We start from the raw sequence: 25,754 nt of genomic DNA on the forward strand, positions 1-25,754 counted from the left end.
GCTTTTATAAGATCTTTTACCCGCTTTCGAGAGAAAGTAAAAAGTACACTTTATGCCACAACCTCTACTACCCAACCCAATTGCTTTAAAAAAACGTACCAGTTCAGCCTCAGACCTGGTAAAACGGCACACACGTTTATCCGGTGCCATTTATACTTTAGTTCTGCTGATGCTACAGGTGCTCTTGCTGCCTGTAACTGCTAATGCGCAGGGCTGTCCGTCTATCAGTACATTGCCTTGCAGCAGTGTAGAAGTAGCCTTACCCTATAACCTTACCTTTGGCGGGAATGTAGATGGTACCATGGCCGATAAAAATGGTGCCGGTACAGGTTTTACCATGGTGGCCGATTATTCAGGCACGCGCCTGGCAGCAGATGGCGCTGTTGTAAACCCATCGGTGCCGGGCCATGTGCCTTCTAAACTTACAATTGGCAACGGCAAACTGCAAGTGGTAACCAATAAAGGCATTGCCTGGGTTGGTAACGACAATCAACTGAATGCCATGGGAGTTGGTGTACGCACCAATCAGAATCTCCAGATCGAAACTACACTGGAAAACCCTTTTTCAGGAACCCAGAGCCAGCAGGCTGGTCTGTGGTTCGGTTTAAGCGATAAAACCTTCGTGAAACTGGTAGTGGTAGATAATAAAATTGAAATGCGCCGCGAGGTAAACAATGTATCCAGCACAACGTCCGGCACATCTAACCCCGATCAGCGTGCAACTGCTGCTATTTCGGGCCTGAGCTCCCGTGTTGTTCGTTTAAGGTTAGTAGTTAATGCCAATGCAGGCACTGTTGAAGGCTTTTATTCTTTTGATGGCGCTACTTACACCAATGTAGGCGCTAACTACAGTACACGCACCCTGAGCATAGCAGGAACCGGTCTTGTAAATGCGTCAGCTTATGCCGGTATCTTTGCCACGCACCGTAATGCCTCTTCAGCTGTAACCTATACATTTGATGGCTTCTCAGTTAAGTCACTTACACCACCTGCAGAGCCTACCACTGCTTTGATAAAGAATGTTACCGCTACTACATCAAGCCCGTACGCCTTAAGCAAACTGACCGTTGGCACACTTACCTATACTGACCGTACTTCTAAAGTAACCAGTGTGCCCGATCAGTATAAGGATGCAGACTTTATTCGCACGCCAAATGCAGATAAATTCAACACAAGTACCTCGTTGCTTAAATTTGAGCTGACACAACCAGCTACCGTTTACATTGCCTACGACCCACGCGCAACCGTACTACCAGCCTGGTTATCTACCTGGCAGAAAACAAGCGATCGTATTGGCATTGAGGACAGCAAAATTTCCTACCTCGAAGTATACAGAAAAGCCTTTGACGCCGGACAGGTACAGATAGGGGCTAACCTGGCAAGCCCGGGCAAAGGCCCTCAGACAAACTACATGGTGTTGGCAAAAGTAGCCGGCAACCAGCCACCGGTAGCCAATGCAGGCCCGGATAAAAACGTTAGTTTACCAACCAACACTGTCACGCTAAACGGCGAGGGCACGGATTCGGACGGAACAATAGAAAGTTACACCTGGAGCCAGGTAAGCGGACCAAATACAGCTACTTTCAGCAGTAAAACAGTTCAGGCTCCGGTGGTAAGCAACCTGGTATCTGGCAAGTATATTTTCAGTCTTGTGGTGAAAGACAATTCGACAGCTAGCAGTGCGCCGGACGAAGTTGCCGTTAATGTAACAGCTCCTTCTGCATCAGCTTGTTCCCCAATCAGTACTTTGGCCTGCAGCCAGTTACAGGTACAGTTACCTTATACTTTATCGTTTTCCTCTAATGTCGAAAATACGTTAGGAGATAAAAATGGCACAGGTACAGGCTTTACAATGGTAGCCGATTATTCCGGCTCGCGTTTAGCCGAGGATGGAGCTGTCTCTAACCCACAAGTGCCAGGTTATGAGCCTTCCCGCATCACACTAAGCGCAGGTAAGTTACAGCTGGCAACCAATAAGGGAATTAGTTGGCTGACAAACAACAACCAGATAAATGCATTAGGTGTTGGCGTAACTACCAATGGCATCATTCAGGTAGAAACATCGCTTGTAAACCCTTATGCTGGCACAGCAGGTCAGCAGGCTGGTGTCTGGCTTGGTCTGGATGATAAAACTTATGTAAAACTGGTAGTGACAGGTGGTAAAGTAGAGCTTCGCCGCGAGGTGAAAGATGCTTCCAGTTCTGCATCAGCGGCCACAAACCCTGACCAGCGCATTACCAGCACTATTGCCGGCCTGAATGCAAACACAGTATACTTACGCCTGGTGCTTGATGAAAACGCCGGAACGGTAGAAGGCTTTTACTCGCTGGATGGCAACATGTTCTCCAACGTAGGTGCAACGTACAGCACCCGTACCTTAAGTATAGCCGGTACTGGTTTGGCTGGCGCATCGGCTTACGCAGGTATTCTGGCAACGCATCGTAACGGAACATCTTCGGTAACTTATTCTTTTGATGATTTCTCGGTAACAAGCGGGGTTTCTGCTGAAGAGCTGCGCCCTTATGTAACAGTTGTTCGTCCTGAAAATGGAAAAACCGGCGTTGCCCTGGATCAGTCTATCTCAGTAGATCTGCAGTACCCGAGCGGTAAATCAATTGACGGCAGCACTGTTAACCCTGGCACCGTAAAACTTTATACTATTATAAACGGAAGTAAAGCCGAAGTTTTTGGTACAGCTGTAAACACAACCGCTGCCGGCGATGCCATTACGCTTACTGCTACCCTGGAGCCTACTTCAACCTACGAATTTGAAATTTCAGACAGAGTAAAGGATCTGAATGGCTATAGAATGATTCCGTTTACATCACGGTTTACGACAGCACAGGCACCTGTTGGTACACCTAATGGCTTCGAAGGTGTTTCGTTTACAGAAGTTAAGCTAATCGACAGCAGCCTGGGCCATTACGGCATCACAACTTTGGTTATTGGTCCGGACAGAAGGTTATATGCTGCCACATCCGGCGGTATAATTGAGCGCTGGGATATTAAAGCAGACGGCACCCTCGAAAACCGTGTAACGATGGCACCTTTCGGTAACACGCCACGCCTGCTTATTGGCTTGCGCTTCGATCCTGCTTCTACCAGCTCCAACCTGATTTTATGGGCTAGCCATTCTTCCGGTGAGTTTTATTCTGTTCCGGAATGGTCCAGTAAAGTTTCCAGGATTAATGTGAGCAACCCGAACGATGTGAAGGTACAGGATGTGCTTGTAAATCTGCCACGCTCGTTTAAAGACCACTCTGTTAACTCGATTGATTTCGGACCGGATGGCGCTTTATACTTTGCAATGGGTAGTAACACAGCCATGGGTGCCGCAGATGCAGCATGGGGACAGCGCTCCGAAAAATTACTGAATGCAGCTGTACTAAGGCTGGATGTAAGCAGCGTACTTAACGGGACACTGCCATTGGATGTGAAGACAGAAGAAGGCGGAAACTATAACCCGTATGCTGCTAATGCACCGCTAACCCTGTATGCAACCGGCATCCGTAATGCGTATGACCTGGTATGGCACTCGAACGGGCAACTGTATGTACCAACCAACGGATCTGCTGCAGGTGGTAACATCCCAGGTTTGCAAAACGGGGCCAAATGGTCGAATGGCCAGACATATACCGGCCCAACCATAGAAGCCATCAACGATGCACGCGATACACAGAATGATTACCTGTTCAGGGTAGAAAAAGGCGGTTACTATGGCCACCCGAATACGCTGCGCAACGAGTACATCATGCTGGGTGGTAACCCGACTTCCGGTATCGACCCGGGAGAAGTTGTGTGGTCTGAAAACGGTATTGTGAAAGGATACCCGGTTGGCACACCGGCAGAACCAAATTTCAGAGGCTGGTCTTATGATTTTGGTACAAACATTTCGCCTAACGGTGTGATCGAATACAAAAGCAACGCCTTTGGCGGTAAACTGAAAGGGAAGCTTTTTGTATGCCGTTTCAGTGGAGGAGACGACCTGATTGTAATGGAGCCGGGCGGAACGAGCAAAGACATTGTGCGCGCTACCGAGGGTATCAGAATACCAGGTTTACGCCGGCCATTCTCTAACCCGCTTGATATAATTGAAGATGTAGAGACAGGTAATTTATACTTAACAGAATACACAGAAGGTAACGGACCTGGCGTACCAAGTATCGTTTTACTTAGAGCAGACGTACCAGCCACGGCACAAAGCCAGCAGCAACTGGATGTTGTAGAAAGCTTACCTGAGAAAGTGCAGGCTGCCGATAAACTGGTTATTTATCCAAACCCGGCAGAAGGTGAGAAGCTGTTTGTTACCTTAAATGGTTTTGAGGCAAACGAAGAAGTAGAGCTAAGTATAGTAGATGCAACCGGCACCCAGATCTACAGCAAAACTGTGAAAGCGGATAGCAAAGGCGCTTCTAATGCAGAAGTTAACTTCAATCAGCAGGTAAGAGCGGGTCTGTACATTGTGCGTGCAAAATCAGCTTCAGCAATCGAAACTAAAAAGCTGATCGTTAAATAAGTTATACTTCGCCAGGCCTTTGCAAGGCTTGTTGCAAAGTATAACATCTACTTACAAAGTATAAAAGGCTACTGTTACCTGAAAAGGGCAGTAGCCTTTTTAATTTATACAAGGGGTAACTGCCAAGTGCCTATTGTTTACTAAAGCGGACCAGCATCCCATACTTTACAGATTCTCATTCGGTTCTGTAGAGCATTTTAGCAGGCAGTGTATCTATAGTTCTAGCTCGTATATAACCTGCTTCCTGTTTTTAAGCATGCGACTGGGTAATATTGTGTATTTGTAAGTATAAATTATAACTTAACTGTTTTCTACTGAATGCTGTGCAAATTTTTATCTTAAAAATGATTGTTATCAGCAAGCTCCCGTATAAAAGTCTATTCAAATCGGAAGCGGCATCTGGCCCTCCGGCTGCCGGCAGGTCCGGCCATAACAAATCCATACTTCCTGCCTGTTTTAGGTAGCCTGCTATATGCTTTAGACCATCTAAAAAAGGGAGTACCAATTAAAGTCAGCAGGAATGTTAACTAAATATAGGTGTACTGCTGCACAAGAGTAGAAAAAACAGAAGAAAGAATAGCTTAAGCGACTTAAACCTAATGCAAGATGGAAAAAAACTTTACGCTTGATTTAAACAGACCGGTATTTCTGAGAGATAGGCTTATAAAATGGGCGGGTATTATGCTGCTCTTAATTATGGGCTTACAGGCCGGTAACATACTATTTGCTGAAAAAGCTGGTAATTTATTTTCGTTGAAGCAAGCTGCTACTCCTATAGCAGCCATACCAGGCAGTGATATTGCCATCTGCAGTCCTGGCGATCTCTATGGTGAAAACGGCCTGAACCAATCCTTTAATCCCGGTTTCGTTGCCCAGGAATCAGCCACCTCAGCTACTACAATCAGTTGGGGAACTGCTGCCAGCCAGCCTTATAATGTAAGTGAGGCACAAGGCGAAGTGGTAAATGGAAAATTGTATAGTTTCGGAGGGTTCGATAGCCAGAAAACAGGTTTTACGCCAACAAGTCGTGCATACGTATTTGATCCGGCGGCCAATACCTGGAAAGCCCTGGCTGCCATGCCCCCAATGAACAGTACCAATTATGGCGGCGTAACACATGCTGGTTTTGCAACCGATGGCAAGGATATTTATTTTGCCGGAGGTTATACTTCTAATGCCACAGGTACAGGCCAGATTTTCGGATCAAAGGAAGCCTGGAAATATATTGTAGCTGAAAACCGTTATGTGCGTCTGCCAAATCTGCCGATTCAGATTGCGGCCGGGCAGATGGAATATTTGAACGGCAAACTCCACCATATAGGCGGGACCAACCTTTCGCGCACACAGGATCTGGGCAACCATTATGTACTTGATCTGAGCAACACCAGTGCCGGCTGGAAAACACTGGCACCAGTGCCGAATGCAAGGCAACACGCCGGCTCGGCAGTATTAGGCGGAAAGATCTATTACATTGGTGGCCAGACCGGCCATGATAGTAAACTGGTGGCTCAAAAATATGTGCATAGTTATAACCCAAGCACCAACACCTGGACACGTGTAGCAGACCTTCCGGTGCCAAGTGGCGCAACCGGCCGTGGGCACATATCATCTGCAGTAGTGGTGTATAACAACCGCATTTTAGTTTTAGCCGGCGAAACAGTTTTTAATGCCGGCTATACCAACATGGTATCTGCTTATTCACCATCCACCAACACCTGGGAAAACCTAACACCTATGCCTGTTGCCCGCTATTCCGGAGTGGCAGCTTATATCAATGGCAATTTATATTATACAGGCGGTTCCAAAACAAGAACTACCTACAAAGGAAAAATCACCGAAACAACTTCGCCGGATCCAACTACAGATCTGCTATCCGGTGTATCTGCAACCAGCAGCCGTAGCTATACTTTAGCTAAACTGGCAACCGGAGCTGCTACCTACACCGACAGAACGTATAAAATTACCAATGTGCCTTCTTTACTTTCCGGGGCAGAATACATCCGTACACCAAATGATGATAAGTCCAGCACAGCGGCATCGCTTGTAACGGTTAAGCTTAGTAAAAAAGCTACCTTATATGCCGCTTACGATCCACGTGCCACAGCAAGGCCATCCTGGTTATCAACCTGGACAAAGCGCACCGAAAGGTTAGGAGTGGAGGATTCCAAAATTTCATACTTAGACCTGTATAGTAAAACCTACGAAGCCGGAACCATTACTTTTGGCGGCAATATGGCTTCGCCGGCAGCAGGTTCTCAGACCAACTACATTATTATAGCAAAAGCAACCACTACAGCAACCGAGGAAGAGCCTGCCCCTGAAGACCCACCGGTAATGGCAGGTTCAGGTGATGCTAAAATTAATTTCCAGACCTCATCCAGTGGTTCTGTTTCAGGTTACCTGGCAGATACAGGCCAGCCGTTTGATACCAACCGTGGCTATGGCTGGGTTAACCCAAGTACAAAAGCACCGGTAAACTTATCTGCAAACATGCGTTTGCGTTCAGGTACAACCGATCTGAGACTCCGAACTTTGGTGCAGATGCAGGACAATACGAACGGGCAGGTACCGGGCACCTGGGAATATGTAATTCCGAACGGTACTTATAATGTAGGCGTGAGCGTAGGCGATCCGAACTATTACGATAGCAGCCACCGCATTAATGTAGAGGGTAAAACTGCCATCTCAGGCTTTGTTCCTTCGTCTCAAACCAAGTTCAGAGCAGCTACGGTTCAGGTACAGGTAAGCGACGGCCGACTGACCATAGATGCAGCCGGTGGCACCAATACCAAGCTAAACTATGTAACAATTGCGTCTGCAACGCCAACTGCGGCCAGCACCAATGGCTTCCTTGTTCTCGAGAACATGGATAAATTCCCGGCAGCAGACCAACTGACGTTCTCAAAAATACAAACGCCATGGAGACGTACAAGCCCGTCGGTAACGCCTTACAATGCCAACCACGATAAAGTAAGACTGCGCCTGCATAACAAAGGCACGGGTGCGCTTAAAATAAACGGATTATCCTTATCTAATACAGCACTTTGGAAAATCAGCGCACTAAACGGAGCGGCTTACAGCAGCAGTGCGCTCCCGTTAACGATTAACTCGAAAGCATATGCAGAACTGGAAATTGAGTTTATTGCCAAAGACCAGGCAACACGTGTAAAAGTGCTGCAGGGCTCACTCCGTATATCATCTAACGACAGCGAAGCACCGGAAAAAGATGTAACTCTGTATGGCTTGTGGCAGCTGAAAGGCGAAGGCAGTTCGGAGCCGTGGGCAAATGAGATCATAAGCGCGTTCGGGTTTAAAACGAGAGTTGGCTTTAACTCCAACGATGGCACCTCTGATGGAAAAACCATTGTAGCTAATTCAGACGAAATTATATCAGCTTACTTTGTACGGGCAAACCCAAGCTTGCCGGTGCGTGTGGTGCAGATGGCTGCCTACCACGGTTGCTGTTCATCCACGGAAACGATACAGTGGCACGCCAAAGGAAGTACAACCAACACCACCATCTTCTCTCACAACCCGCTGGATGGCCAGTCGCTTTTACCAAGAAAAAGTGGTTCTTCAACTGTTGTGGCAGAAGGTTCTTTTTCACCTTCCGGCGCTTTTGGCCTGAAAATGCAGAAATCTTATACCGACAGGACCAAGAATTATGACGGAAGAATTGCAGTGCGTATCTGGAAAGCGAAAGATGCAAGCGGCAGAGTAATTCCGAATGCTTACCTGATGGGTATGGATTACTTAGGGACGACTTATACCAACTACGATTACCAGGATAACATCTATTTTGTAAGTAACATTAAACCTGAAACCGGGCCTGCACACTATTCAGAATTGAGTGCCACGCCTTCAGCCTTTACCTTTAATACACTTGCTGTAGGCGCAAATCAGGTAAAAGCCATTTCGCTTAAGAACCTGGGCAAATCTTACACAAGTGGCAGCGATCCGAGTGTGCAGATCAGTAGCATCCAGATAGCAGGGCCAAATGCAAGCGACTTCACGGCAGGATCTCCAGGTACAACTACGCTTGGCGTGCAAAGTACGACCAGCATCAATGTAACCTTTAAACCTGGCAGCCCGGGACTTAAAAATGCGGTGTTGCTGGTATACTATAATAATGCCGGTTCGCCGCTACGCGTACCGCTCTACGGTATAGCCCAGAATGGAAGTACAACCTTCTCATTAGCGAAGCGCATCAAAGGTGCAGCCAACTCGAATGTTACTATTGCAGGTAAAGTATGGGAAGCGGATATTAACTATAGAAAAGGCTCCATTAAACTGGATAAGCAAATTGTTGCCGGGCCAATTGCAGCAACTGATGAAGATGTGCTTTACCAGACCTACTTATCTGCAGCAGCTAACCTGGCCGAAACCCGCTACGATATTCCGGTGGCAAATGGCAATTACCGTGTACGCATGCACCTCGTGGAAAACTACTTTAATGCAAGCGGGTCACGTGTATTTAGTGTAACTGCTGAGGGCAAATTAGCTGTACCGTATGTTGATATTTTCAGTGAAGTAGGATACCGCTCAGCGTACGTGAAAGACATAGCAGTTACTGTAACAGATGGTGTCATGAACTTCCGTTTCAACCCGACCGCAGACCGTGTTGCCATAGCCGGACTTGAAATTTATAAAGTGAATGGCACAAATCCGGCAGCTGTGCAGCAGGCATATAGCAGTATACTGGATGCCCCGGTTACCAGAAACTTACAAGTATATCCTAATCCGGCGCAGGGCAAGGAAGTGAACCTTGCTTTGGAAGGATTTGAAGCACAGGAAAAAGTTTCTGTTCAGGTATTCGATATGGCTGGCCGTGTCGTACAAACAATTGAAATAATAACAGATGAACTGGGTGCTTATAACGCCAGCCTCCAGTTAAGCAATAGTTTACAAGGCGGCATTTATCTTATCAAGGCAAGCGCTGCTTCTGGCGGTTCCAGTACCAAACTAATTCTGGAGTAATATAGCAGCCGGGAGCTCATTTCTGGAAAGCCTCCGGCTGCTATACTTTTCTGAAAACTAACATTTAAACTTATAAAGTAGACGTTAACGGCATACAATTCCGGATGCATTACTGTGCCAGTTATGGAGCATAGTCTGATGAAAAAGCAAACAGGCTTTTAGCAGATTTCCTTAACACACTCCAAATCAAAGCCCAATGGAAACAAACATTACAACCTTTCGCTTACTAACCAGAAAAATTTCAGCTATATGGCATGGCCATACTTTAATGGCTGGTCTGGTTGCCGCACTTTATCTTTTACCTGCTCCAGCAGCAACTGCACAAAGCTGTAGTCCTATCAGTACCCTGCCATGTTCTCAGTTACAGGTTGCTGTTCCTTTTAATTTCCCGTTTACAAGCCATATTTCCGCTTCCGTAACCGATAGAAACGGCATAGGGACCGGCTTTAAAATGATTGCGTCTTACTCTGGTACAAGGCTGGCAACAGATGGTAAACCTGTATCTTCGGGCGTGCCAGGCTACGACCGTTCCAAATTAAGATTAGCAAATGGCAGACTGCAGATCACGACAAATAAGGGCATCGCATTTCAGAGAAATAACAACCAGATAAATACCCTGGGGGTGCGCGTAGATTCCAGAACTGCACTGATGGTAGAAGCCACCATTGTTAGCCCTTATTATGGCACGCAAAGCCAGCAGGCAGGAATATGGTTTGGCCTGAATGATAAAACGTTCCTGAAATTAGTGGTAGTAGGCAATAAACTGGAGTTCAGGAAAGAACTGAATGATGTATCGAGCACTGCCACGGGTAATGCTAACCCGGACGCCCGTATAACCGGTGTTATTTCCGGACTTAATACCAAGTTGGTGAGGTTACGAATGATCATAAATCCGGCTACAAACAAAGCCGAAGCATTTTACTCCACTGATGGCACTAATTATACAAATGTAGGAGCGGCTTATACTTCCCCGGCGGTAAGTATACAAGGTATGGGAATTACCAGCAGTACCGCCTATACGGGCATATTTGCCACTCACCGGAATGCATCTACACCTGTTACGTATTCTTTCGAAAATTTCAGTGTTAAAAAAGCGCCTGCACCATCTTTAAGACCGTATGTTACTACTGTACGCCCTGCCAACGGCGAAACCAATGTAGCGCTCGATAAATCTGTATCTGTTGATATGGCATTCCCAAGCGGTAAATCCATAAATGGCAATACAGTAAACACAGCAAACGTTAAGCTTTACCGGAAAACCAGCACAGGCCGCACTGAAATACTGGGTACTTCTGTTAATGCCACTGCCGGCGGAGATGCCATCACACTTTCTGCTACGCTACAATCTTCTGTTACGTATGAATTTGAGATCACAGATCGGGTAAAAGACTTAAATGGGTATGCCATGATCCCGTTTAAATCAACGTTTAAAACAACATCCGATGCATTACCTAAGCCACCTGCAAACTTAGAAGGGGTTGCATTTGAAGATAAAGTGTTAATTACCAACAGTTTTGGGACTGATGGATTTACAACGCTGGTGATCGGTCCGGATCACAGGTTATATGCAACCACCTCTGGCGGTAAGATTGAACGCTGGGATATAAATGCAGATGGAACACTTAAAAACCATGTAAGTATTGCACCGTTCGGAACGACGCGTCGTCTGCTGATCGGACTGCGCTTTGATCCGAAAGCTACTGCCAGTAACCTTATTGCGTGGGTAAGCCACTCTTCCGGCGAGTTCAGCAATGCACCTGAATGGTCTGGTAGAATATCAAGAGTAAACCTGACAAACCCATCAAGCCCGGCGCTGAAAACGTATATCGTTAATTTGCCGCGCTCTCATAAAGACCATGCTACCAACTCCATAGATTTTGGTCCGGATGGTGCTTTATACTTTACACAAGGTAGTAATACGGCCATGGGGGCTGCAGATGCTTCGTGGGGCAACCGCTCCGAAAAATTGCTGGCCGCTGCTGTTCTCCGCCTTGATATTGGTTTGGCTGAACAACGTACCTTACCTATAGATGTTAAAACAAGTGAAGGCGGTACGTATAACCCATATGCCAGTGGGGCACCGCTTACCATTTATGCTACCGGAGTTAGGAACGCGTATGACCTGGTATGGCACTCGAACGGGCAATTATATGTGCCAACCAATGGCTCTGCAGCAGGCGGTAATACGCCGCAACTAGATTATGGTTCCAAATGGTCTAACGGGCAAATTTATACAGGCTCTACTATACCAGCCATGACGGATGTGCGTGATTCGCAGAACGATTATCTGTTCCGGGTAGTGAAAGGCGGCTACTATGGCCATCCCAACCCACTGCGTAACGAATACATTCTGAATGGCGGTAACCCGACTACAAATAACGACCCTGGCGAAGTAACCTGGGAAGTTGACGGAGTAATGTATGGCTATAAAGTGGGCACGCCCAAGGAGCCCAATTACAGAGGCTGGTCTTTCGACTTTGGCTTGAATATGTCGCCGAATGGCATCCTGGAGTACAAAAGCAGTACGTTTGGTGGTAAGCTAAAAGGCAAGATGCTGGTTTGCCGTTTCAGTGGAGGCGATGATCTGATCATACTGGAGCCATCAGCTACCACGAAAGAAATTTACAGAGCCACAGAAGGTATAAAGATACCTGGTTTCAGGAGGCCATATGCCAACCCGCTCGATATTGTGGAAGACCGTGTAAACGGCAACCTGTACATGTCAGAGTATTTTGATGGCAACGGCGATGGTAGACCACAGATCACCCTGCTCAAAGTAAAAGAAGGCACATCTGCTCTGAGCAGTGCAATAACCACTAATATGGAGGCCATCGTACCCGAAAACAGAATGCTGGTATATCCGAACCCGGCAGAAGGCAGCGATTTTTCTGTTAGCTTAACGGGTTTTGCCCCTAACGAAAACGTAGAAATAAGTATAACCGACCCAGCAGGCAGGATAGTGCACCAGCTGCAAGTGCAGACAACCAGCCAGGGCACACTTGAAACCGTGATCGCAACTGATTTTGCTGCAGACCGTGGCATTTATATAGTGAGAGCGCAATCAGAGTCGGCAAGCGAAGTCAGGAAATTAATGATTAATTAAGTATACCTTTTTAACACGTATATGCTAACAGCCAGCCTCCTCCAGGCTGGCTGTTAGCATATAAGAGGCCATCTGTTTAACATAACTTTTACTTATACTTCGCCAGCTTTGCAGCGCTATGTTATGGTACTGTTATGGAGTTTTTATGAACTTTCTGATGTATGTGTTTACTATTTTAAACAGAGTTTAAAAAGTATAAACCTTCGTTCCGCATTTACGTTATTAGCCTGAGTTCCGAATATTGTGAAAACCTAATAGAAGCTTGTCAAGAAGACATAAACCCATACTCAAGTCCTTTTCAGAAGGATGAAAGTATACTTTAAGACATCGTTTCTAAGTTAAATAAAAGTATCCTTTACAAAAAGGAGGCTTTAAAGTCCAAAAGTTAATAAGCGTATTTTATGAAAGTGTTATTTGTTTTCGAGTTTGGTTTGTTGCACTACAGACTTCCTATTCTGGAAAGAATAGCGGCAGATGCCAGTGTGGAGAAGTTGGATATCATGCATACGCTGGATCATTCAAATAAAGAATATGGTTTTACAGAACTTAAAGTTAAGACCAAAACTTTCTGGAAATTTAAACTCATACCTGAAGTAAATAACCTTCTCGATAAGTATGATGTCATCGTGTTTTCGTTTAATCTATGGCGGCCAAGCTGGTTTTATGCGCTGGGCAAACCCCGCAAAGCCAAATATATTTTATGGGGACAAGGTTTTGGCAGAGGCAAGAATTACCTGGTAGCACAGCTGGTGAGAATATACTTTGCCAAGTGGGCTGATGCGCTTATTTTTTATACGCCAACCGAGTGCGCTAGATTTACAAAGCACGGTATACCACGCGAAAAAATGTTCGTTGCCCAGAATACCCTGCACATTTCAAATGCAGCACCTACAACAGATTCTGCTAAAACTGATCTGCTGTATGTTGGCCGTATCCAGAAAAGAAAAGGACTAGACGATCTGCTGCGTGCCTTTGCCATGGTAAAGAACGAGATACCTGACGCAGTAACGATCCGGGTAGTAGGCGATGCTATTAACCCGGAAGATAAAACCGAATTGCAGCACCTGACAGCAGAACTTGGATTAGAGCAACGCGTTACATTTGAGCCGGGTGTTTTCGATGATGAAGCCCTGAAAGAAAAGTTTGCCAACTCCATTGCGTACGTTTCTCCTAACCACGTAGGGCTGGGCGTCGTGCACAGTTTTGCCTACGGTGTTCCGGTTATCACAAACAAAACGCGCAAGCATGCTCCCGAATTTGAGTATTGCAACGATGAGAACAGCGTGTTATACGAAGGCGAATTAAAAGAACTGGCAGCTTCTATCAAGCTGCTTTGCAACAACCCGACTTTGCAGAAACAGCTGGGCCAAGCAGCCTACCAATACTATGATAATAACCTGCGCGTACATAACATGGTAAACGGTTTCCTGGATTCGTTTCACTATGCATTAAATGAAAAGAGTGTTTCTGTTTAAGACTATTAGCGGTTAAAGCTTTTTCATATTTATACCTACCTCTACTTATTAATTATAAGGATACGCTAATAATTACATGAAAATATTATATATACATCAATATTTCAAAACTCCTCAGCAACCTGGAGGAACTAGATCCTACTGGTTTGCAAAAGAGCTTATAGAAAACGGGCATGAAGTTGTAATGCTAACTTCTAGCCCTACCCAAGAAAACTTTATTGAAAAGAAAACAATAGACGGTATTCAGGTAATTTATGTAAGAAATTATTACAGCAACTACATGGGGATTTTTGAGCGGCTATGGGCCTTTATAAAATTCATGCTTGCATCTACCTGGATTGGCCTCTTCCAGAAAGATATTGACTTAGTGTATGCAACTTCTACACCGCTCTCTGTAGGCGTTCCAGCCTTAATCTTAAAAAAGCTAAAAGGTATAAAATATATTTTCGAGGTAAGAGATCTGTGGCCTGAAGTGCCGATACAGATGGGGGCTATCAAAAATAAATGGATTATAAGGTTTCTTAGGTTATTTGAGAAAACAATCTACGATAATGCTACTCACGTTGTGGCTCTTTCGCCGGGTATGCAGGATGGCGTTATTGCAGCCGGAACATTACCCGATAAAGTAACGATGATTCCTAACATGTCTAAAAAAGATGAGTTTTTTAAGCGCCCTAAGAATGCTGCAATAGCGGAAGAGTTTGGTATAAACCTCAATAATTTCAATGCCGTACATTTTGGATCGATGGGTATTGCAAACGGACTAAATTATATTATTGATGCTGCAGAGCAACTGAAACTAAACAAGGCCGATCATATCAATATTATTTTCTTGGGTATAGGCAAAACTCAGGAAGAGTTAATGGATAGGTGCACAGAGAAAGGGTTGGACAATGTTAAGTTTCTGGGTCGCCACCCAATGGAGACCGTTTCAGAAGTGGTTAATATTTGTGACGCTTCTATCATATCGTTTCAGGATATTCCAATTCTGTATACAAATTCCCCTAATAAATTATTTGACTCTTTATCGGCCGAAATGCCCCTGATCGTAAACTCAGCAGGCTGGACCAAAGATATCGTAGAACAGCACGCATGTGGAATATATGTAGATCCTCATAAACCTCAGGAACTTGCCGAAGCGCTGGTTAACCTGTCCGTAAATCCGGAATGGGTAAAAGAAATGTCAAAAAATTCCAGAAAGTTAGCCGAAGAGGTATATGACAAAACTATACTTTGTAAGCAGTTCGTTAAAGTAATAGAAAATAGAAATGTACAAAAATCTGTTGAAGCGGTTTATTGATTTCGTGCTTGCTTTAGGAGCTTTTATCCTATTTTCGCCCGTTTTTCTGATTTTAACCTTGTTTTTATACTTTGCAAATCAGGGCAAGCCATTTTTCTTTCAGCCGCGTCCTGGCAAAGGCGGAAGAATCTTCAGGGTGATAAAATTTAAAACCATGAACGATCTGACAGACGAAAACGGCCAGCTCTTGCCAAACGAAATGCGGATCACGCCTATTGGTAATTTTATCCGTAAAACATCACTCGACGAAATACCACAATTGCTGAATGTACTGAAAGGCGATATGAGCCTGGTAGGGCCGAGGCCTTTGCTGGTACAGTACCTGCCGCTTTACAACGAAGTACAGGCGCGCCGCCACGAAGTGCGTCCCGGCATAACAGGCTGGGCACAGGTAAACGGACGGAATGCCATCAGTTGGGATAAGAAATTTGAGTATGATGTGTGGTACGTAGATAACCAATCTTTCTGGCTCGATATAAAGATCTTATATAAAACGGTCCTGAAAGTCATACGCCCGGAAGGTATAAACATGAGTGAGAACGTTACCATGCCTCCGTTCAGAGGATAGAAGTATAAAATTACTAATCTGACTGGGCATACTTGTGGTAAGGTTAGTTTAGTTAATAACAAAGCATAAACAGTGTAACATACACTGGCTATCAGCAGCAAAGCAAGGCCTGAACCAGGTAGCCCGAAAAGTGGAATCCAAACCGGTACGTGTTGCTCAAAAATATTAACTCATCATTATAAAAACTTATAGTTATGTACTTATACGGCGCCAGTGGGCATGCAAAAGTTGTGATCGATATTCTGGAAAGTGAAGCTATACAAGTTTCAGGAGTGTTCGACGATAACCCTGATCTCAAGGAGGTAGGAAGTATCAAAGTTTTAGGAAAGTACGAAGGGCAGGAACTGAACGAGCCCGTAATTATAAGTATCGGCGATAACCGCACCCGTGCTACCCTGGCGCAGCAACTGCCGGTAACTTTTGGCTCGGCTATCCATCAGTCGGTTTTTATATCGCCGAATGCCGAAGTTAAAAAAGAAGGTTCTGTTATATCGAACGGAGCTTTCATTCAGGCTTATGCTAAAGTGGGCAAGCATGTTATTGTTGGGATGCGCGCCCTGATCTGCCATGATAGTGTTGTAGGGGATTATACCCATATATCGCCGGGATCTATACTTTGTGGAGGCGTGCACGTGGGAGAAGGTACCCAAATAGGAGCCGGTGCAGTAGTTATCCCGAATATCAAAATAGGGAAGTGGTGCAAAATAGGAGCGGGCTCCGTAATCGTAAAAGATGTTCCTGATTACTCTACAGTTGTAGGTAACCCAGGTAGAATTATAAAAACTAACCAAGATGAATTCAAAAATATGGCTCTCGTCTCCGCACATGGGGAACAACGAGTTTAACTTCGTAAAAGAAGCATTTGATACCAACTGGATCGCGCCGCTAGGCCCGAATGTAGACGGCTTCGAAAAAGACCTTGAAACTTTTCTGGGAAATGAGGTACACGTTGCAGCGCTAAGTTCTGGCACAGCTGCCTTGCATCTGGCTTTGATCATACTTGGTGTGAAAGCAGGTGACGAAGTAATCTGCCAGTCCATGACCTTTTCTGCTTCGGCCAACCCGATTGCGTACCAGGGCGCATTGCCTGTTTTTGTTGATAGTGAAGACCGCACCTGGAACATGTCGCCGGAGTTGCTGGAGGTAGCCATCCAGGACCGTATCAGCAATGGTAAAAAGCCGAAAGCAATTATTGTGGTGCACTTATATGGCATGCCTGCCGAGATGGACCGCATCATGGAAATTGCGAAACGCTATGAGATCCCTGTGGTGGAAGATGCCGCCGAAGCGCTTGGCTCTACTTATAAAGGCCAGGCCCTGGGGACATTCGGAGATATGGCCATACTTTCGTTTAACGGAAATAAGATCATTACCACCTCAGGTGGTGGCGCATTGGTTTCGGCTAACGAAGCATGGATCAAAAAAGCACGTTTCCTGGCTACGCAGGCCCGCGATAACGCGCCGCATTACCAGCACTCCGAAATCGGCTACAACTACCGCATGAGTAATATTTGTGCCGGTATAGGCCGTGGCCAGATGGAAGTGCTAAAAGACCGTGTGGAAAAACGCCGCGCTAATTTCGATTTTTATAAAAAGGCCTTTGCTGCCAACACAGATATCTCTTTTGCTGATGAGCCTTCTGAAGCTTATTATTCCAACAGGTGGTTATCGACAGTTCTGGTAGAGGAAACAAACGGCGTAAGCCGCGAAAGTATACGCCTGGCCCTTGAAAAAGAGAACATCGAATGCCGGCCGCTCTGGAAACCGATGCACCTGCAGCCTGTATTTGCAAACGCACCCTATTACGGCGACGGAACAAGCGAAAAACTATTCGAGAAAGGGCTTTGCCTGCCATCAGGTTCTAACTTAACAGAGGATGAACTCCACAAAGTAGCAACTCATATTCAAGAATGTTTTAAAGTAAGTGCCGATCCGGTAGTTTAATACTTTATAACAGACCATAAAAGCCCGTATGGTAAGCGCTAAAATTAGCGTTTGCCATACGGGCTTTTGCTTTATAATATCGTATGAGAATTAACGCATAAAAGTAGCATATAAAGCCTCTTTTTTTGTCCCCTTTCAGGCTGGTTAGCAACGCAAAGCAGCGTTGAAATTTTGCATCATAGAAAGGGGTTTTTCTGATAAAAAAAATTGTGCTTCTATAGAGAAACGGCCTTTTTAAATAAACTATAACGAATTCAATACTTATTTAATATATAGTTGGTTTAATATATATAATTTCTATGCATAATATAAAAACTTAAGAAAGAGCTGACTATGTTTTTTTGAAATAATCAAATAGTAGATTTGATTACATTTATGGTAAGTATAAAATTAGAATGGAATTAGTAAAGGAAACGGAAGGAAGTGGGTAAAATTGCACTGAAATTTAACACTAAATTAACATGCATCTGATTGTAAAATAGTGAGTATTAGTAATTTAAAATATTAACAAGATTTTTGCAAACAATTTATCAGATAACTCCGTTAAGACCACTATCTAAACAGAGACTGCATACCTGACTCTCTCAAAATTTACGATGTAATCATGAAACTTTTTTTACTCAATAGATCTCTACCTAAGTGGATAATACTGCTGATTGACCAGATCATTTCCAGCTGGGCGTTTATCCTATCCTTCTTGTTAATAAAGCAATTCGAGTTTGAAACCATTCTGCGTGGCCACTTCTTTATCTACATTGGTTTATACTGTCTTTCTTCTGTAACTATTTTTTATCTGATGCGCCTGCACACTGGCCTGATCAGATACTCTAGTATACAGGATGTGTACAGAATATTTACCGCTGTACTGGCATGTAGCTTATTCTACAGTGCGCTGGTTGGTTTCCTGGTATCGCCTGTTTACCACATCGAGTCTGTTAATATCTATGTTGTTCTTATCCTGAACTTCTTTATATCAGCCTCTTTGCTTACGATGGTACGCATCGGTGCTAAAAGCCTGTTCTATTTCCTGAAGCGTAACAACACAACCGAAGTAAAAGAGACTGTATTGATTTACGGTTCTGATAGCTACTCGATGCTGGTAAAGCAAGCGCTTGAAACAAGCGGAATGGGCAAGTTCATTATCGCTGGTTTTGTGGATACCAACCTGAACATGGTAAACAAAGAGATAGACCAGGTTAGGGTATATGCAGCCAATAAGATCGAAAGCCTGCAAGCCAGAATGCAGATTGATAAACTGGTAGTGCTGAGCGAAGACTTACAGTCTGATGCTAAAAAGAAAGTGATTGAGAAGTGTATAGAGTTGGGTATAAAGGTTTTAACTGTTCCGCCAACCGACCAGTGGATGTCCGGGCAGTTACGCATGAACCAGATCAAAGATCTTAAAATTGAAGATCTGCTGCAAAGACCTCCGATTGTGATCGAGAACAGCAAAATATCAAATGACATTTCTGGCAAGCGTGTGCTGGTAACAGGTGGTGCAGGTTCTATTGGTTCAGAGATTGTAAGACAGATATTAGGTTACGGCCCTGAGATGGTGATTATCTGCGACCAGGCAGAGTCTCCGTTACACGAATTACAGCTGGAAATTGAAGAAGAATACCCGGATGCAAACATCAAGCTTTACGTAGGCGACATTCAGAATTTTAACAGAATGTACTCTATGTTTAAGTCTTACTCGCCTCAGATTGTTTACCACGCGGCTGCCTACAAGCACGTACCAATGATGGAAAACAATCCGTGCGAAGCCATCATGACAAACGTATTAGGTACTAAAAACCTGGCCGATCTGTCGATGAGTTTTGATGTAGAGAAGTTTGTGATGATCTCAACTGATAAAGCGGTTAACCCAACCAACATCATGGGGGCATCCAAGCGTATCGCCGAGATTTACATCCAATCGCTTAACACCATCAACCCAGCTGATCTGAATAACAATTCGCTTAGCCAGAGTTTGTTGCCAGAAACCAAGTTTATCACTACCCGCTTTGGTAACGTGCTGGGTTCTAATGGCTCTGTTATTCCAAGATTCCGTTCGCAGATTGAAAAAGGCGGACCAATTACCGTAACGCACCCGGATATCACACGTTATTTCATGACAATACCGGAAGCGGTGCAACTGGTACTGGAAGCAGGCACGATGGGTAACGGTGGCGAGATCTTTATTTTTGATATGGGTGAGCCGGTTAAGATTGTAGACCTGGCCCGTAAGATGGTAAAACTGGCAGGCTTAACGCCAGATGTAGATATCGAGATTGTATACTCTGGCCTAAGACCAGGTGAGAAATTATACGAAGAACTGCTGAACGAAGAAGAAAAAACAATTCCGACACACCACAGCAAGATCAAAATTTCGAAAGTAAGACAGTACCCTTACGACCAGGTTGTATCTGATATTAACGAACTGGTTGCCCTGAACAAGAATGGCGACGACCTGAAAATCGTTTCTAAAATGAAGAAGATCGTACCGGAGTTCTTGAGCAAAAACTCGCGCTTCGAGAAGCTTGATTCCGTAGCGAATTAATAAGGATTTACCTCCTAACAAAAAAGCCGGCAAGTATACTTGCCGGCTTTTTTGTTATGTTGAAAGTATAAAATTAAAGTGCAGGCAGCACTTTGCCTTTCACTTCTCCAAAACCAATCCGGATGCCGTTGCGCTCGCCGTGGCCACGCATAATAACGGTATCATCGTCGTTTATAAATTTGCGCTCCGAGCCATCTGCTAACGTAATAGGCTCCGTACCGCGCCAAGTAAGCTCCATCATAGACCCAAAGCTGCCTTTCTCTGGTCCACTGATTGTACCTGACGCATACATATCACCAACTTGGATGTTACAACCGTTGCTGCTCTGGTGAGTTAGCTGCTGCACCATGTTCCAGTACATATACTTGTAATTGGAGTTGCAGATGGTTTGTGGCTCGCCTTGTTCCGGCTTCAAAAGTACTTCCAGGTTAATATCATAGTTGTGGCTGCCTGTGTATTCTAAGTATGGAAGCGGTTTAGGATCCTGCACCTGGCCTTTCACTTTAAAGGGTTCCAGCGCATCCAGCGTAACTACCCACGGCGAAACGGAAGAGGCAAAACTCTTCGCCAGGAACGGCCCAAGCGGCACATATTCCCAGGTTTGCAGATCTCTCGCCGACCAGTCGTTGAACAGCACTAAGCCAAAGATATAATCTTCGGCTTCGTCTGTAGTTATACTTTCGCCGAGCCTGGTTTCTTTGCCAGTGATGAACGCAACTTCCAATTCAAAATCCAGCAGGCGGCACGGGCCAAAAACAGGTGCATCGGCATCAGCAGCTTTGCTCTGGCCGTTTGGTCTGCGGATATCCGTACCCGAAATAACAATAGAAGATGCCCGCCCATGGTAACCGATCGGAATGTGTTTCCAGTTAGGCGAAAGTGCATTTTTCGGGTCGCGGATCATGGTGCCGATATTCACGGCATGGTCCAGGCTCGAATAAAAGTCGGTGTAGTTCTGTACTTTAACCGGCATCAGCATCTGCGCTTCGCTCATTTTTACCAGGCATACATCGATCAACTCGCTGTTGCCGCTGATTTCGGTATTGTCGTTGCGCAGCAGTTCGGAAACGCGGTTGCGTACGGCACGCCAGATCGGTTTGCCCAGCGCGATAAAATCGTTTAAGTACGGCCTGTGAAAAATATTCGGGTCCAGGTCGATCAGCTCAAAGAAATTACGCCGGCCTAATTCGCACATATCCAGTACATAATCGCCGATGGCCACACCTACGCGCGGGTCTTTGTTTTCGGTCTGAAAAATACCAAAAGGCAGGTTCTGAATCGGGAAATCGCTTTGCGGATCTATTTCTATCCAGGAATGGAGGGTGGGGTCGTTCGCTTTGATCATAGTTCTCTGAAAAAGGTTTGCTACACAAATATAGCCTTTTCAGAAAGCTTCGGAAAGTATAAAGTAGAATGAGTAGGAGAGAAGCTATTAAAAGTATGGCCATACTTCCAAAGTATAAATCCTGTTTGCTATCATTTTATACTTTGGGGTAAATGATAGCAAAGTATAAAATGCAGAAAAGGCGTTAACCCAAGTATGAGCCAACGCCTTTTTTATACTTTAATGTATGATGCTATGCCAACGGCGTCATATTGATCGCTTCAACGGCTTTAATTTCGGGCACAGCTTTCAGCACAGATTGTTCTACACCGGCCTTCAGCGTCATGGCAGACATGGGGCACGTACCGCAAGCACCTAAAAGCTCGAGTCGCAAAACCATATCGTCTGTTACTTCCAGTACCTTAACGTTGCCGCCATCTGCCTCCAGGTAAGGCCTGATCTGGTCGAGGGCACCTTCGATGCGTAACAGAAATTGTGGATCGATGTTCGTAACTGTCGTCATTTGTTTCTAGCTTTTAATTTCTACGGGTTGCGTTTTGGCGATAGTGGCGTTGCGCACAGAAACCTGTTGCGCCACAGCTTGTGCCAGTTCTTTGAAAACACGCCCCGCCGGAGAATCGTTCTGTAAAATAACCGGGCTGCCGGCATCACCGCTTTCGCGTATACTTTGCACCAAAGGTACCTGGCCTAAAAACGGCACTTCATACTTCTCTGCCAGGGCTATACCGCCACCTTCCCCGAAAATATAATACTTGTTATCCGGAAGCTCAGCAGGAGTAAAATACGCCATATTTTCGACAACGCCTAAAACAGGTACGTTAATCTGTGGCTGACGGAACATTTGCAGGCCTTTCATGGCATCGGCCAAAGCTACTTTTTGTGGCGTCGTAACAATAACGGCACCCGTAACCGGCAACGATTGTACCATGGTTAAATGTATGTCTGATGTTCCGGGAGGTAAATCCAGGAGCAGGTAATCCAGTTCGCCCCAATCCACATCCGAAATAAACTGGCGTAAAGCTGAACTGGCCATCGGGCCACGCCAGATCACAGCGCCATCCGGAGGGGTAAGGAAGCCGATCGACATCATTTTAACACCATACTTCTCTACCGGTACAATGTAGTTTTTGCCGTGGTCGCCTTGCACCATGCCCGGTCTTTCCTGCTCTACGCCAAACATGGTAGGCATAGATGGCCCTGAAATATCAGCATCAATTAACCCGACGCGCGCGCCTGTTTGTGCCAGTGCAACCGCCAAGTTAGCCGTAACCGTAGATTTGCCCACGCCACCTTTGCCGGAAGCGATAGCCAGAATATTTTTAACACCGTTTACCACACCCGAATTATCGCCACGGCCCGATGTTACGCGCGAAGTCATGTTCACGGTAACGTCAGCTTCTTTATCAACCATGGTATGGATGGCCGTAATGCAGGCGTTGCGGATAAGGTCTTTAAGCGGGCATGCTGGTGTGGTCAGGATAACGGTAAAGCTTACATTTTTACCATCCACCTGTACATCCTCGATCATATTAAGCGTTACCAGATCTTTGCCAAGGTCCGGCTCCTCTACATAGCTGAGGGCTTTCAGTATATTTTCTCTTGTAATTGCCATAAGTATAATGCGAATCGCGGAGCAAAGATACGAACAAAAAATTTCTTATCTCAGAAGGCCGCCGCCTTTGATGGTTAAACAAGCAAGTATAACTTTAAGTTTGTTTAGTATAAGGTAACACAATAGCAGGTTATAAATTAAGCAAGTATAAAAGTATGAGCTGTTTTCGTACAGCAAACAATCAGCAATTACACTTATCTTTGTAGCCCCTTACGTTTAGCGCCATGTCCCTTATCCCCAAAGAAACCGTTGACCAGATACTTGCCCAGGCCGATATTACGGAAGTGGTAGGCGATTTTGTGTCTTTGAAGAAAAAGGGACAGAACATGTGGGCCTGCTGCCCATTCCATCACGAAAAATCACCTTCCTTCTCGGTTTCTCCGGCCAAAGGTATTTATAAGTGTTTTGGTTGTGGCAAAGCTGGTAACTCGGTGCAGTTTATCATGGATGTGGAGGGTACCAGCTTTCCGGAGGCCTTAAAATACCTGGCCAAAAAGTATGGCATCGAGATTCCGGAAGAAAAACCGACGGCAGAGTATACCCAGCAGCAAAGCGAGCGCGACAGTTTATACATTGTTTCTGATTTTGCGAGCAAGCATTTTCATAACCGCTTGCTGCACCACGAGCAGGGCAACATCGGGCAATCCTACTTAAAACAACGCGGCCTGAGTGCGCAAACCATACAGAAATTTGAGTTGGGCTATAGCCTCGATGAATGGACCGACCTGACAGATATAGCGCTTAAAGCAGGCTATCAGCAGAAGTTCCTGGAGGCAACGGGTCTTACCATAGCCAAAGAAGACGGCAAAAAGTATGACCGTTTCCGGGCACGTGTCATGTTTCCGATCCACAACCTGTCGGGGCGCGTGGTAGGCTTCGGAGCGCGTACACTAAAATCAAACGACAAGAAAAGCCCGAAATACCTGAACTCCCCCGAGTCGGATATTTACCACAAAAGCAGCGTACTCTACGGCCTTTTTCAGGCTAGGCAGGCCATCCGGATGCAGGATATGTGTTATATGGTGGAAGGGTATCTGGATGTACTTTCCCTGCATCAGGGCGGCATCGAGAACGTAGTTTCTTCGTCGGGTACCTCGCTTACCGAAGGGCAGATCAAGCTGATTTCGCGTTATACCCAGAATATTACGGTACTATACGACGGCGATGCAGCAGGTATAAAAGCCTCCTTGCGCGGCATCGACCTGATCCTGGAAAATGGCCTGAACGTGAATGTGGTTACGTTTCCGGAAGGCGAAGATCCGGACTCCTACATCCACAAAGTTGGCGATACAGCTTTTAAAAAGTATGTACAGGAGCAGGCCCAGGACTTTATTTCTTTCAAAACCAGCCTTTACGCCTCCGAAACCAAGCACAACCCGGTCAAAAAAGCCGAGGCTATCCGCGAAATCGTTACCTCTATCTCTAAAATTCCGGACTCAATCAAGCGTACGGTATTCTTTAGAAGCTGCAGCCTTATTTTTGATATTGACGAGCAGGTACTTATTTCAGAGTACAACAAAATGCAGCTGCAGGAGCGCCAGCCCACCCGTACCGGCAGTCCTGCAACAGATGCAGCTGCTACCTCGGAACCTGCACCTGCTCCCGACAAACCGGTAACGGACAACGATCTTTTAAAGCGCTACGAACGCGAAATTGTACGGATGCTGCTGCATTACCCGGATTCTCTGTTGGATGAAGGCATCACGACCAGCCAATACATGTTGCAGGAACTTGATGATATTGAGTTTGTAACGCCGCTTTATATCCAGATAATCGAGTTCGTAAAACAGAAGCTGAGCCAAGGTGTGCTGCCGGTTGCCGATGATTTTATCAACTACCCGAAGGAAGAGATCAGAACCGAAGCAATTTCGCTGCTTTCGGAACCCTACGAGCTCAGCCACAACTGGGAAACCCACGAAATTTTTGTACCTAGGGAAACCGATTTGTTGCCTTACGGGGCAGAACGCGCTGTGCTGCGGTTAAAATGGCGCAATGCAGATATTTTACTTAAAGCCGAACGCGAAAAACTACGCCTTGTATCAGACCCGGCTGAAGTAGACCGTGTGCTCAATACCATTCTCGCTTTAAATACTTATTACAAAGAGCTGGGCAATATGCTGGGCATTGTCGTGAACAGGTAATTTATACTTCAGCACTAATTTTTAAAGTATAATGCTGTATATAATTTGTGCTTGTATTAAGTTATTTGTCTTCCTGCGTTATTCTTCAATCCCCCTATAACGCTTCCTCACATAAACTGTTAGCCAAATAAAGCGGCAATGCGCCGGAATCTTTGTAATTTTGTGGCAATTTAGAAAAAAGCACATTTGCCTGTGTGCGTTGCTGAAACCGCACAGGCTTAATTATACTTG

Annotated in this window: 13 protein-coding genes; 10 read left to right on the top strand and 3 right to left on the bottom strand. The window is 45.4% G+C overall.

The annotated features are described in order from the left end of the window. The first annotated feature begins 52 nt into the window (after positions 1-52). From DP923_RS11595 to DP923_RS11640, 9 genes are all read left to right on the top strand, one after another. Positions 53-4,516 carry a PKD domain-containing protein gene (locus DP923_RS11595; RefSeq protein ID WP_112306014.1) on the top strand — a complete coding sequence of 1,488 codons (4,464 nt, stop codon included), beginning with the start codon at positions 53-55 and terminating at the stop codon, positions 4,514-4,516. Between the two features lie 606 nt (positions 4,517-5,122). Then, positions 5,123-9,493 carry a malectin domain-containing carbohydrate-binding protein gene (locus tag DP923_RS11605; protein ID WP_112306016.1) on the top strand — a complete coding sequence of 1,457 codons (4,371 nt, stop codon included), beginning with the start codon at positions 5,123-5,125 and terminating at the stop codon, positions 9,491-9,493. Positions 9,494-9,689: 196 nt separating this feature from the next. Further along, positions 9,690-12,596, top strand: coding sequence for an Ig-like domain-containing protein (locus tag DP923_RS11610; RefSeq protein WP_112306017.1), 2,907 nt, complete (start codon positions 9,690-9,692; stop codon positions 12,594-12,596). A gap of 401 nt (positions 12,597-12,997) precedes the next feature. Next, positions 12,998-14,071, top strand: coding sequence for a glycosyltransferase family 4 protein (locus DP923_RS11615; protein WP_112306018.1), 1,074 nt, complete (start codon positions 12,998-13,000; stop codon positions 14,069-14,071). A gap of 76 nt (positions 14,072-14,147) precedes the next feature. Next, positions 14,148-15,371 (top strand): glycosyltransferase family 4 protein, encoded by a 1,224-nt coding sequence (locus DP923_RS11620; protein ID WP_112306019.1) that lies wholly within the window; start codon positions 14,148-14,150, stop codon positions 15,369-15,371. After that, positions 15,340-15,939: a sugar transferase gene (locus DP923_RS11625; RefSeq protein ID WP_112306020.1), complete on the top strand. Its 600-nt coding sequence runs from the start codon at positions 15,340-15,342 to the stop codon at positions 15,937-15,939. The genes DP923_RS11620 and DP923_RS11625 overlap by 32 nt, the downstream gene beginning before the upstream one ends. Positions 15,940-16,133: 194 nt before the next feature. Next, complete coding sequence (locus DP923_RS11630; RefSeq protein WP_112306021.1) at positions 16,134-16,784, top strand: acetyltransferase; 651 nt, start codon at positions 16,134-16,136, stop codon at positions 16,782-16,784. Beyond that, positions 16,732-17,883, top strand: coding sequence for a DegT/DnrJ/EryC1/StrS family aminotransferase (locus DP923_RS11635; RefSeq protein ID WP_112306022.1), 1,152 nt, complete (start codon positions 16,732-16,734; stop codon positions 17,881-17,883). The genes DP923_RS11630 and DP923_RS11635 overlap by 53 nt, the downstream gene beginning before the upstream one ends. Before the next feature lie 604 nt (positions 17,884-18,487). Further along, positions 18,488-20,425 (top strand): polysaccharide biosynthesis protein, encoded by a 1,938-nt coding sequence (locus DP923_RS11640; RefSeq protein ID WP_112306023.1) that lies wholly within the window; start codon positions 18,488-18,490, stop codon positions 20,423-20,425. 73 nt (positions 20,426-20,498) lie between these two features. Here the strand turns inward: DP923_RS11640 and fahA are convergent, their stop codons facing one another. The 3 genes from fahA to DP923_RS11655 form a co-directional block, all read right to left on the bottom strand. Continuing rightward, positions 20,499-21,770 carry a fumarylacetoacetase gene (gene fahA / locus DP923_RS11645; RefSeq protein WP_112306024.1) on the bottom strand — a complete coding sequence of 424 codons (1,272 nt, stop codon included), beginning with the start codon at positions 21,768-21,770 and terminating at the stop codon, positions 20,499-20,501. A 232-nt stretch (positions 21,771-22,002) separates the two neighbouring features. Further along, positions 22,003-22,272, bottom strand: coding sequence for a NifU family protein (locus tag DP923_RS11650; RefSeq protein WP_112306025.1), 270 nt, complete (start codon positions 22,270-22,272; stop codon positions 22,003-22,005). A gap of 6 nt (positions 22,273-22,278) precedes the next feature. After that, positions 22,279-23,382, bottom strand: coding sequence for an Mrp/NBP35 family ATP-binding protein (locus tag DP923_RS11655; RefSeq protein WP_112306026.1), 1,104 nt, complete (start codon positions 23,380-23,382; stop codon positions 22,279-22,281). Between the two features lie 224 nt (positions 23,383-23,606). Between DP923_RS11655 and dnaG the strand changes: the two genes are divergently transcribed. After that, complete coding sequence (dnaG, locus tag DP923_RS11660) at positions 23,607-25,523, top strand: DNA primase (protein ID WP_112306027.1); 1,917 nt, start codon at positions 23,607-23,609, stop codon at positions 25,521-25,523. Positions 25,524-25,754: the final 231 nt, after the last annotated feature.

The sequence above is a fragment of the Pontibacter arcticus genome, assembly GCF_003284895.1.
Classification (GTDB): Bacteria; Bacteroidota; Bacteroidia; order Cytophagales; family Hymenobacteraceae; genus Pontibacter; species Pontibacter arcticus.